The sequence below is a fragment of the Corynebacterium tuberculostearicum genome, assembly GCF_032821615.1.
Lineage (GTDB): Bacteria > Actinomycetota > Actinomycetes > Mycobacteriales > Mycobacteriaceae > Corynebacterium > Corynebacterium tuberculostearicum_H.
Window position 1 is genome coordinate 18,363 of sequence record NZ_JAVBIF010000019.1, and the last position, 11,218, is coordinate 29,580.

At 60.2% G+C, this 11,218-nt stretch carries 9 protein-coding genes and 1 tRNA gene; 4 read left to right on the forward strand and 6 right to left on the reverse strand.

All coding sequences use genetic code 11. From position 1 onward, the window contains the following. Positions 1 to 2: 2 nt before the first annotated feature. Positions 3 to 97: transfer RNA gene (locus RAE09_RS10425), tRNA-Sec, on the reverse strand. Positions 98 to 310: 213 nt separating this feature from the next. Here RAE09_RS10425 and RAE09_RS10430 point away from each other — a divergent pair. The 3 genes from RAE09_RS10430 (at position 311) to RAE09_RS10440 (ending at position 2,107) form a co-directional block, all read left to right on the forward strand. After that, positions 311 to 868: a hypothetical protein gene (locus RAE09_RS10430; protein ID WP_040425059.1), complete on the forward strand. Its 558-nt coding sequence runs from the start codon at positions 311 to 313 to the stop codon at positions 866 to 868. A 12-nt stretch (positions 869 to 880) separates the two neighbouring features. Further along, a complete protein-coding gene (gene selD, locus RAE09_RS10435; RefSeq protein WP_316981643.1) occupies positions 881 to 1,864 on the forward strand; it encodes a selenide, water dikinase SelD in 984 nt (327 codons plus the stop codon). 63 nt (positions 1,865 to 1,927) lie between these two features. After that, a complete protein-coding gene (locus RAE09_RS10440) occupies positions 1,928 to 2,107 on the forward strand; it encodes a hypothetical protein (RefSeq protein WP_250410243.1) in 180 nt (59 codons plus the stop codon). Here RAE09_RS10440 and nrfD read toward each other — a convergent pair. The 5 genes from nrfD to RAE09_RS10465 form a co-directional block, all read right to left on the reverse strand. After that, on the reverse strand, positions 2,104 to 3,219 hold the full coding sequence (gene nrfD, locus RAE09_RS10445) for an NrfD/PsrC family molybdoenzyme membrane anchor subunit (protein WP_250410242.1): 1,116 nt from the start codon (positions 3,217 to 3,219) through the stop codon (positions 2,104 to 2,106). The genes RAE09_RS10440 and nrfD overlap by 4 nt on opposite strands. Next, complete coding sequence (locus tag RAE09_RS10450; RefSeq protein WP_179386305.1) at positions 3,216 to 4,274, reverse strand: 4Fe-4S dicluster domain-containing protein; 1,059 nt, start codon at positions 4,272 to 4,274, stop codon at positions 3,216 to 3,218. Before RAE09_RS10450 ends, nrfD begins: the two co-directional genes overlap by 4 nt. Further along, positions 4,275 to 7,541 carry a formate dehydrogenase-N subunit alpha gene (gene fdnG / locus RAE09_RS10455; protein WP_316981644.1) on the reverse strand — a complete coding sequence of 1,089 codons (3,267 nt, stop codon included), beginning with the start codon at positions 7,539 to 7,541 and terminating at the stop codon, positions 4,275 to 4,277. Between the two features lie 47 nt (positions 7,542 to 7,588). After that, positions 7,589 to 8,176, reverse strand: coding sequence for a pyroglutamyl-peptidase I (locus RAE09_RS10460; RefSeq protein ID WP_005327458.1), 588 nt, complete (start codon positions 8,174 to 8,176; stop codon positions 7,589 to 7,591). 189 nt (positions 8,177 to 8,365) lie between these two features. After that, entirely contained in the window at positions 8,366 to 9,448 is a 1,083-nt protein-coding gene (locus RAE09_RS10465) for a thermonuclease family protein (protein WP_005327456.1), read from the reverse strand. A gap of 281 nt (positions 9,449 to 9,729) precedes the next feature. Here RAE09_RS10465 and RAE09_RS10470 point away from each other — a divergent pair, with 281 nt between their 5' ends. Continuing rightward, positions 9,730 to 11,091 (forward strand): dicarboxylate/amino acid:cation symporter, encoded by a 1,362-nt coding sequence (locus RAE09_RS10470; protein WP_316981645.1) that lies wholly within the window; start codon positions 9,730 to 9,732, stop codon positions 11,089 to 11,091. Positions 11,092 to 11,218: the final 127 nt, after the last annotated feature.

The window sequence follows — 11,218 nt, forward strand, 5'->3', positions numbered from 1 at the left end:
GGTGGCGGAGACGGACAGGAATCGAACCTGCCAGACCGAGATGCTCGGCCTCACCGGTTTTGAAGACCGGGGCGCCCACCAGGACACGTACGCCTCCGTGTGCTCACCTTACACGGAGGAAGAAATTTCCCGGGATTCTCCGTACAATTAACGTTTTTCTAAGATTCGGGCTAAGATTCCACTTATGTTCCTATCAGGTTTAAGGCGGCGAGAGATTGGCCAGCGCGCGGGCGCCGGTTGCATACTCGGCTTCGCCCTTCTCGCCACCGCGTGCTCCCCTGCCACTTCCCCACCTGCGGAGTCCCCCAACATGACCCGACCAGAGGTGGAGTCGCAGCAGCTGGAAGCCTTCACCGAGGACGCAGCCGGCGCCCCACATGGCTTCACTGCCACCGAGCCTGGCACCCACTTGCGCTATGGCGAGACGGCCTCCGTCCTCACAGAATCTCGCGAGGGAAATATAAGTTATTTTAAGGTTCGGGTAGATGCCCCACGCCTCGCTGACAACATCCGCCCTACCGGCTCTTCGGAAGACTTCACCCTCCCCGAGTCCGCCTCCACCATTTGTTTCCCAGTATCGCTGACGTACCTCGGAGCAGCGGATACCTCCGCACCGACCTCCCTTCCAGACCTCGCACCAGCTACAGCTGATGGCTCGCGCGCCAATGAGGTGCCCAACTCCGCCGCGGCAAGCTGCCCATATAGCCAGGTCCCTGCGATACCCAAGGTGGGCCAGACCTATCGCACCGCACTGGTTTCCTTTACAGAACCTGCCCATGCGGCAAGCGATCCCCACGGGGCACAGTTCCACTTCCACGTGCCCTCCTTCAACCGCCTCGACCGCGCGGAGGCAATTTCCTGGGGCTAGTAAAATGGCGCTATGACCCAAGATATTAAGCTCACCTCTTTCGCAGCTGGTGGCGGCTGCGCCTGCAAGATCCCCGCTGGGCAGCTGGAATCCGCCGTCGAAGGCCTCATTGGCAAGGCCGACCCCAACGTGCTGGTCGGCTTGGACGATGGCGATGATGCCGCAGCCGTAAAGATTCAAGATGGCCTGGCGGTTATCTCCACCGCGGACTTTTTCACTCCCATGCTCAATGACCCCTATGACTGGGGGCGGGTGGCCGCGGCCAATGCGCTCTCTGATGTCTATGCCATGGGTGGCACCCCGGTTACCGCCATCAACCTGGTGGGCTGGCCCAATGAAAAGCTGGGCCTGGATGTGCTGCGCGAGGTCCTGCGCGGCGGCATGGATATAGCCACCGAGGCCGGCATCTCCGTAACAGGTGGGCATTCCATCACCGCGCCCGAGCCCCTGTACGGTATGGCAGCTACCGGCATCGTGGCCCCCGACAAGCTCATGCGCAACGACGCCGCCGAACCCGGCCTGCCCATCACCCTAACCAAGCCCATTGGCGTGGGCATCCTCAACAACAAGCACAAGGCCACCGGCGAGGTCTCCCAGGCCGCGGTCGATTCCATGACCACCTTGAACCGTGAGGCCGCCCGCGCCGCGGTGGAGGCGGGCGTGCGTGCCGCCACGGATGTCACCGGCTTCGGGTTGCTCGGCCACTTATACAAGCTGTGCCGGGCCTCCGGCATCGCCGCGGAGCTCGATTTTTCCGCCGTGCCCACCATCGAAGGCGCAAAGGAAGCGCTGGCAGAGGGCTTCATCCCCGGCGGCTCTCGCCGCAATCTCGACTGGGTGCGCCCACACCTCGATACCTCCTTGAGCGAGGAAGAGCTAGTGCTGCTTGCCGACGCCCAAACTTCCGGCGGCCTCCTCCTCATCGGCGAGGTTCCCGGCTACCCCGTCATCGGCCATACCACCGAGCGCACCGGCGATGCCTATATCAAGGCCTAAAGTGCAGCGAGGAACCCCCATCTCCTAGCCTTTGCCGCCACCTCCCCTGCGGCGGCAGGGCTGGTGGGGTGCTCGTCCGAGGGTGCACCCGTCTGCCCCGATGACTCCGACGAGGCGGCACAGCGCTGCTTAGAGCTGCTGAACTACTACCTCCACCGTGATGGCCGCGGCTCCGCGGCCGAGCAACAACGCATGGAAGACATCGGCGCGGAGCTCGCCCCCGCCCTGCAGGACCTGGACTAGTCCGGGCTCACCACATCGTGGTCGAGGCCCTGCTCGCGCCGGCGCTTTTCCGCCCGGCGCTTCTGCGGCCCGATGGTGGTCTCCGGGTTCTTCACCGATTCCAAGCCGGCGTTGAGCACGCCAAAGCGCGTGCACGCCGAGCCTGCCAAGAGCGATAGCCCCGCAGCCACCGAGACTGCCCGCGACTTCGTCACCGCAGCCACCGCGCTACCGAGGCCGCCTGCCGCGATGAAGTATTCCGAAGCCTTCATCAACGCGCCCGGCTTACCCTGGTGCAGAGCTTCGCGCGGCTCCGGCTCCATGCCTTCCTCCAGCACCTTGGTCGCTGCCAGATCACTTGCTGCAGCGGCCATGCCCAACACACGGGCCGGTCCCGCGTGCTCGACCGGAGTGGTCACCATAGCCAGGCCTGACGACGCCGCACCTGCCGAGGAAACGAAGACATACGGCAGGTGCTTTTTCATGTCATTCCACACCGGGTTCGAGGTATTGGACAGCAATACCGCGGTATAGCCTGCGAGCGGACCACCGAGTACACCCGCGACCGCGCCCGCCGGCCCGGCCGACTTCTTCAGCGCCGTGCGCACGAATTTCGGCAGCGGCAGCTTGTGGCCAGTCGCCGCGTCCACTTCCGCGGCGGCAGGCAGCGCGGCCGCGCTGGCAAAGCCCGACAAAATCCACGAGCCCATGGACATTGGCGAGGTCACCTTGAAGACGCGGAACATGTTCAATGCGCGTTCCGGGCGGCCCAAATCCAGAATCAAAAAGACCGATCCCACGGCCGCCGCGCCAAAGGCAGAGATCCGCGTGGTGCGACGCAGCGGCGCATTGCCCACGGCCTGTGCACCAGCGGCCAAGAGTCCCGAGCCACCGCTCACACCGCCCAGAAAGAAGTAGGCGCCGATAGGCCATTCCCACGGCGGAGCCTTCACCACAGGTCGGCCGTAGTAAGACGAGAACTCGAAGTCCTGCGCCATGCGCTCCTCTTTGGAGCCGTCCTGCGCACCCGCGCCTGGACGCTTCCGCTTCTTCTTCGGCTTCGTACCATCGAACTTCCGGTAGCGATTGCGGCGCTCCGGCTGCGGTGGACGGTATTCATCAAAGTTGCTCATTTGCGTCCCCCAATCAGGAAGGAACCGGCCACGGCCAGCGCCATGCCGCCGATAGCCTTGGCTGCGGTCTTATACATCTGCGGTAAATCGGCCGTCGGCACGCGCGGGTCCGGCGGCAAACCGTAGACCTCAGGTGAATCCAAAAGCAGGAAGATGGAGCCGGTTCCGCCCACGCCATCGTCCTGGTTGGCGCCGTAAAGGCGGGCCTCGGTAAGCCCTTGCTCGTGCAATACACGCACGCGTTCCTTGGCCGCGGCCACCATCTCCTCGTACGGGCCGAACTGAATGGAATCGGTAGGACAGGTCTTAGAACATGCTGGCTGCTCTCCCTGCTTCAGGCGGTCGTAGCACATGGTGCACTTTTGGGCCACACCCAAATTCTTAATCGGCATCGACTCGCCTGGCGTGTGGTCCGGCCCCTGCGGGGCAAGCTGCTTAAGCTTTTTCAGCACGTTCACGCCGGCATGGGAATTATCCACGTAATCCACCGTGGCCGTCTTGTCGTACTTCAGCGCCACACCGCCGTCATCGCGGCGCTCGATGACGCCAAACGGGCAGCCGGCCACGCAGGTACCGCAGCCATTGCACACATCATCTTGGACCACAACGGTGCCAAACTCGGTGCGGAACAGCGCGCCGGTAGGACACACGTCCAAGCAGCCCGCATGCGTGCAGTGCTTACACACGTCCGAGGACATGAGCCACCGGAACGTATCCGTATCCGGCGGGGTGGTATCAACCGACGGGGCCTGCGCCCCTACCGAAGGCATCCCTAAGGAAATGAGATTCTTGCCCTCCTCGCGGGCCTGCTCGATGCGGTCATTGTTTTGCTCCACAAAGGCCACGTGCCGCCAGGTATTTGCTCCCAGTGCGCCGGTGTTGTCATAGGAATCACCCGTGACGTCATAGCCTTCTACCGGGTTGCGGTTCCACTCCTTGCACGCCACCTCGCAGGCCTTACACCCGATACACACGGAAGTGTCGGTGAAAAAGGCCATGCGGCGGTACTTGTCGTAGCCATGCCGGCTGGCGTTTTCGGTCAGAAGATTTGTCATTTACTTACCTTCTTCGCTTTCCTCGCCCTTTTCGCCGTGCTCATCCGCATCCGCGGGCTGCTGCGGCTCTGGGTTATAGGTGAAGGAATCATCCACGGTGAGCAGATCATTGCCGGAATCCAGGTTCAGGTGCGCGCGCTTCTGATACTCCTTGAGCATCTCCACACGGGCCTCACCACGCGGGCGACGCCCCGGCTGGATATCACAAGCGCCGATCTTGGAATTCTGGATGAATACGTTCGGCTCCAACGTAAGGCCCAGCAAATCATTGGCACCATCGCCTGCAACGGCCGTGGAATCGGACTCGCCATAGTGATACGGCAGGCCGATCTGGTGGAACTCCTCGCCATTGATCTTCATCATCTGCATGCGGTCAGTGACCAAGACCTGTGCCTCAATCACGCCGCGCGGCGAGACGATGGTGGCCCACTTGCCGTTTTCCAAGCCACGCTTTTCTGCCAAGGCCTTATCGACCTCGCAGAAAAGGCCCGGCTGCAGCTCCGCCAAATACGGCAGGCGGCGCGACATCGCACCCGAGGTATACATCTCGGTGAGGCGATAGGTGGAAAAGACAAACGGGAACACCTCGGAGCCCGGCTCACCAGGTTCTGGGCGCGACAGGTTGTCTGGGCGCTTAATGGTCAGGCGCGTCGGTGACTGCTGCTGCTTGTACAGCACGTTGTGCACCGGGGACTCGTGCGGCTCATAGTGGGTAGGCAATGGGCCGTCGGAAAGCCCGGTCGGTGCAAAGAGCCAACCGCGGCCATCCGCCTGCATGATGAAGGCATCGGTGCCGTCGAGGGCGTCCGGGCCCACGGCGTCGACCGGAGCCTTGTAGTCCGGGGCCTTGGTAGCCGGGAAGTCCGGCACGTCATCGCCAACCCATTGACCCTGGTCAGCGTCCCACCACACATATTTCTTGCGTTCGGACCACGGAGTGCCGTCCGGCTTAGCCGAAGCACGGTTGTAGAGCAGGCGGCGGTTGGCCGGCCATACCCAACCCCACTCAGGAGCTACCTCGTTTTGCTCCGAACCCGGAACCTTGCGCGCGGACTGATTAATGCCGTCCTTAAACACGCCGGTGTAAATCCAGCAACCACCGGAGGTACTGCCATCGTTCTTCATCTCCACGAAGGCAGGCAAAAGCTCGCCCTTCTTCGGGCCCTCTAGGTAGTAGCCGTTGATCTCCTTGAGGACGTCCTCAGAATTCGGCTCGCCTTCCTCGGTTTCCACATAGTCCCACGTGACCTTCTGCAGAGGAATATCTCGCGGATCGGTGGAATCGCGCAGGCGTTCCTTAATCTTTTTGCCCAGCTGGTAGAAGAACCACAGGTCACTCTTGGCATCGCCTGGCGGCGGGGCTGCCTGGAAACGCCACTGCAACATGCGCTGCGTCTGGGTAAAGGTTCCTGCCTTTTCCACGTGGGTAGCCGCCGGCATCAAGAAGACCTCAGTGCCGATGTCTTCGGTCTTAAGCTCGCCGTTTTTAATCTCCGGCGAATCCTTCCAGAAAGAGGCGGTCTCAATCTCCTGGAAATCGCGTACGACCAGCCACTTCAGCGCCGCCAAGCCGCGGCGCTGCATGCCGCCATTGGACTGCGCGACGGCCGGGTTCTGGCCAAAGACAAAGTAGCCTTCCACCTGTTGATCCAACATGGCCATGAGCGTTTCATAGGTAGAATGCGCACCAGAAATGCGCGGCATGAGGTCATAGCCCCATCCATTGTCCTTGGTTGCCGCATCGCCCCAATAGGACTTCATCAGCGAGACTGCGTAGTTCTCACCAATCTGCCAGAAGCCCTTCTGCGACTCGTTACGGATTCCATCAACGAACTCTGGCCAGCTTTGCTTATCGACGCTCGGCATGGGCAAATACCCCGGCAACGAGTGGAACAACGTCGGGATATCGGTAGAGCCCTGAATCGAGGCGTGACCGCGCAACGCCATAATGCCCGAACCTGGGCGACCCACATTGCCGGTGAGAAGCTGCAAGATGGCGGCGGTACGAATGAACTGCGCACCCAGGGTGTGCTGGGTAAAGCCCAACGCATAGGCAAAGCAGGTGGTGCGATCCGGCGTAGAATTCTGCGCGATCGACTCCGCTAGGTAATAGAAGTCCTCCTGCGCAATACCGCAGGTCTCCTCCACTACCTCAGGCGTATAGCGCGCGTAGTGCCGCTTGAGAATCTGGAAAACCGAATTCGGATGCTCTAGCGTCTCATCGCGTTCCACATTCCACGACGCACCCTCCGGTTTCTGTACGTACTGCCACGAATCCGTGACGTACTTACCGGTCTCTGGGTCATAACCAGAGAACAGGCCGTCCAGATCTTCGGTGTCCTGGTAGTCCTCCGAGATGATCATCGGCGCATTGGTATACGCCACCACGTAGTCATGGAAGTACAGCTCGTTTTCCAGCAGGTAGTTAATGACTGCGCCCAAAAGCACCACGTCCGTGCCGCCGCGAATGCCAATGTGGCGATTCGCAAAGGCTGACGTGCGCGTATAGCGCGGATCCACGTGAATGATGCGGGCACCACGCTTCTTGGCTTCCACCACCCACTGGAATCCCACTGGGTGACACTCGGCCATGTTAGAACCCTCAATGACGATGCAGTCCGCATTCGCCATATCCTGCAGCGGTTGGGTTGCGCCGCCGCGGCCAAACGAAGTTCCTAGACTAGGAACGGTGGCGGAGTGTCATATGCGCGCCTGGTTCTCGAGCTGAATCGCACCAGCGGCGGTAAATAGCTTCTTGATGAGGTAATTTTCCTCATTATCCAAGGTCGCACCGCCCAAACCGGCGATGCCCATCGTGCGGTTGAGCGCACGACCTTCATCGTCCACATCCTGCCAGCCATTGCGGCGGGCCTCCAAGAAACGATCCGCAATCATCTCCATCGCGGTATCTTCATTAAGATCCTGCCACTCCGTCGAGTACGGGGCACGATACTTAATCTTGGTAAGGCGCGTAGCGGAGTTAATCAACTGCTCCGACGCAGATCCCTTCGGGCACAGGCGTCCACGAGAAATGGGCGAATCCGGATCGCCCTCCACCTGAATGACGCGGTCATCTTTGACATATACGCGCTGCGAGCAACCAACCGCGCAGTACGGGCACACCGACTGCACTACGCGGTCCGCTTCCACGGTGCGCCCATGCTTATCTTTACTCTTTTGAGACTGCGTATTGACGTCCCTTCCGAAGGGATCGCCACTGCGCAGCTGGCGCACAACCGGCCAGTTGAGAGGGCTAAAGCGAGACATGTCCTTTAATCTATATTTCACCGATTAAAAAAGCCACCAAGGCTACCCTAACTAGCTTGCACCGCCCAGAGTGCCCGCTTAATCCCCTCAACGATGTCCGCCAGCTCCATCATGGGCTTATCCGTTTTCTCCTGCTCTGTAATGAACGGGACGTGGACAAATCCTGCACGCACCCTCGTCGCTGCAAAGTGGTGCAGGAGACCATAGAGCAGCTGATTGCATACAAAGGTCCCGGCCGTATTCGACAACCGCGCCGGACTATCCTCCATTGCCGCAACCATTTCCTTTACGAGCAGCGTAGAGAAGTATGCCGCCGGGCCGCCTTCCACAACCGGTACATCCACCGGCTGATAACCCGCATTATCAGGAATATCGGCATCCATAACGTTAATCGCGACCCGCTCCGGGGTGATATGCGCCCGCCCACCGGCCTGGCCCAAACATACAATTGCATCGACCGCCGAGCCCTCCGCGGCCTCGATCGCCCGACGCAGCGATTCCCCGAACTTCGTCGGGATCACCAGCTTGATGAGCTCCGCGTCTCCAATGCGATCCGGCAGTTGCTGAAGCGCTCGTTCCGTGGGGTTGATGCTCTCTCCGCCGAAGGCGTCAAATGCGGTTACGAGGATTTTCATGCTGCCAGTATTCCAGATCCCCGGGCCCTCCCACCCCCTTCGCGCTCACCGGCAGCACCTAAATGGCGCTTCCCCTTGGCCCCGGTGAGCAGCAAGGGCGTAGGCCACAATCCCCACTCCCCTCGCGCTCACCGGGAGCCATACTCAAAGCACTCAGGGCCCTGCCCGTGAGCGCGAAGGGCAGGCTGCCTAACCAATCTGTTGCTTCGTAGTGCAGTCGATCTTCGCGTAGGAACGCCCTTTCTTATCCACGGACGTCAAGGCATAGTTTCCGCCATAAGCTCGGCACCCGGTGTAGTTATCGACCACCGGCGCCGGCTGAGGTGCCGGCTGCTGCTCGGGGGCTTGGTAGTCAGCCACCTCATCGTGCGTTGGCTGCTCCGCTACCTCTACTTCCGGCGCGTAGTGCTCCTGCTGATGAATCTCTTCTTGCCGCTGCTCTGCACGGCGGCGTTCTTCTTCCTGGCGCTCCTTTTCACGCTTCTCTTCCTCCCGCTCTTTCTCCTCCAACTTCTCGAGCCCTTCGCGGGCTTGTTTCTCCTCCCCCTCAAGCTCGCGTTCCTTCTTCGCGGCAATCTCCTTGGGAGCATCCGGATACGCTGCTTTCTGGAAGGTGCTTCGATCATCTTTGTGGCGAGTCAGAACCGCCAATCCGGCCTTCGCAGCTGCTGACTTGTCCAGTACATCCTCGTACCCTGCAATATCAGCTTCCCCGGAAGCTGCAAATGCTGCCGCTGCAGCTTCAGCGCCGCTAACCGCCTCGGCCATGTTCTTATCGCTGGAAACCTTGCACTCGTCTGAGACCCCAAAGATCCCTTCGCCGGCGTCTTTAGGGCCGCGTTCGGCATTGCGCACTTCGTCATAAAACTTGTCGTTTCCGCCAAATACAACCGCCGTGGCTAACCCTTCGGCCGCGACATCCGCGTTAATGAAGTCATCGTCGATAAAGACACCGGCAAGAGTGCGGCCGTACTTGTCGGTCCGCTCGGAGTCATATTCCAACCGAACCTCCGTCCCTTTTGGCAGCCGCCCTTCCAGGTACTGCTTCGCTTCCTCCGCGAGGCACTCACTCGGTTCGCCGTTATGGCCGATCTCCGGCGTATCAATATTAAGTAGCCGGACGCGGGTATTTTCGCCGTCTATGTCGACGTCAATGGTGTCGCCATCGATCACTCGGTTGACCACCACAGTATCTTCATCACCGCCGCCTAAAGCAACGGAAGCCACTGCGCCAACTGCGAAAATGCCAACGAGAGGTTTAACCCAGCCCATGAATGTTCCTCCTGAGAAAGATAGAGAGAGTAGCTATCTAAAGTTAGCAATGGGACACACGTGGTAGTTCAAGGTCCCTTCCCTTCGCGCTCACTGGCGTCGAAAAGCAAGCACAAAACCACCTCTCCGTGAGCGCGAAGGATGAGGTTGCGGCCACTGCATATAACTCGCACTTTGTGCCTATGGACGCAGAAGGAATAAGCTGAGCGATGTTGAAGTTGAACAGGACAGTATCTGGAAAATAGTCCGATCTGTCCATTTTTATTTTCAAAGGAATCTTTATGTCTCAACAAGAATCTTCGCGCTCCAAGCTTCCCGGCTGGGCCACGGGATTCGGTGCTCAGGTCATCGCGGGCCTCATCATCGGCCTCATCCTGGGCTTCATCGCCTCTGGCATGGATACCGACCCAGACAACCCGGGCTGGCTGACCACTCTGCTCACGGGCGTCGGCGGCGCCTACGTTCAGCTGCTCAAGGTGATGATCCCGCCACTGATCTTCGCCGCTGTTGTTACCTCCGTCGCTAACCTGCGCAAGGTCGCCAACGCCGCGTCCCTGGCAATTTCCACGCTTGTGTGGTTTGCCATCACCGCATTCTTCTCCGTCTTGACGGGCATCATCGTCGCCGTCGTGATGAAGCCGGGCATCGGCACGAGCATCGATGCTGCCACCGCGCAGGATCCTTCCCACGTCGGCTCGTGGACCGCGTTCTTTGAGCAGCTTCTGCCCCAGAACTTCATGGGCCTTTCCGCCTCGCTTTCCGATGGCGAAGTATCCCTCAGCTTTGGTGCCCTCCAGCTCCTCGTCATTTCGCTGGCCATTGGTATCGCCGCCGTCAAGACTGGCAAGTCTGCTGAGCCTTTCCTGCGCTTTACCGAGTCCTTCCTGAAGGTCATTCAGGTCATCCTGTGGTGGATTATTCGCCTTGCCCCGATTGGCACCGCGGCCCTCATTGGTAAGGCCGTAGCTACCTACGGCTGGGACGCACTAGGCTCGCTGGGCAAGTTCGTCTTGGCCATGTACGTCGGCATGGGCCTGGTATTTGCCGTGGTCTACCCGGCAGTGCTGAAGTTCAACAAGATCCCGGTCATTGGTTTCTTCAAGCGCGTATGGCCTGTGACCTCCCTGGGCTTTGTCACCCGTTCTTCGATGGGCGTCATGCCAGCTACCGAGCGTTTCAGCGAAAAGGCTATGGGCGTTCCCTCCGAGTACGCTTCCTTTGCTATTCCGCTGGGCGCAACTACCAAGATGGATGGCTGCGCTTCCGTATACCCAGCCATCGCTGCCATCTTCGTCTCCCAGTTCTATGGCATCGACCTTGACTTCACCCAGTACCTGCTCATCATCTTCGTGTCCGTTATCGGTTCCGCCGCTACCGCAGGCACCACCGGCGCAACGGTGATGCTCACCCTCACGCTTTCCACGCTCGGCCTGCCGCTGGCCGGTGTTGGTCTCCTGCTTGCCATCGAGCCGATCATTGACATGGGCCGTACCGCACTGAACGTCACCGGACAGGTGCTGTGCGCCACCATCGTGGCTAAGCGCGCCGGCATCCAGGACAAGGCAACCTGGGATGCTGCCGAGAACGGCGTCAAGGACATTATGGATTCTGACTCGGCTGAGGCTATCGGCGTCAAGGCTTAAACCAGTCGGCGGATTCTAGGGGTCGTTGCAACGATGATGGTTAGTTTGGTTTGATGCTACCGGTTTGTGTGAGGGCGTTGGTCATGACTTCGGCTGGGGTGCGCCAGTTGAGTGCTTTGCGTGGTTT

Coding starts and splice junctions, on each gene's coding strand:
- RAE09_RS10470 (WP_316981645.1), top strand. CDS start 9,730: ATGTCTCAACAAGAATCTTCGCGCTCCAAGCTTCCCGGCTGGGCCACG.
- selD (WP_316981643.1), top strand. CDS start 881: ATGACCCAAGATATTAAGCTCACCTCTTTCGCAGCTGGTGGCGGCTGC.
- RAE09_RS10465 (WP_005327456.1), bottom strand. CDS start 9,448: ATGGGCTGGGTTAAACCTCTCGTTGGCATTTTCGCAGTTGGCGCAGTG.
- nrfD (WP_250410242.1), bottom strand. CDS start 3,219: ATGAGCAACTTTGATGAATACCGTCCACCGCAGCCGGAGCGCCGCAAT.
- RAE09_RS10460 (WP_005327458.1), bottom strand. CDS start 8,176: ATGAAAATCCTCGTAACCGCATTTGACGCCTTCGGCGGAGAGAGCATC.
- RAE09_RS10430 (WP_040425059.1), top strand. CDS start 311: ATGACCCGACCAGAGGTGGAGTCGCAGCAGCTGGAAGCCTTCACCGAG.
- RAE09_RS10450 (WP_179386305.1), bottom strand. CDS start 4,274: ATGACAAATCTTCTGACCGAAAACGCCAGCCGGCATGGCTACGACAAG.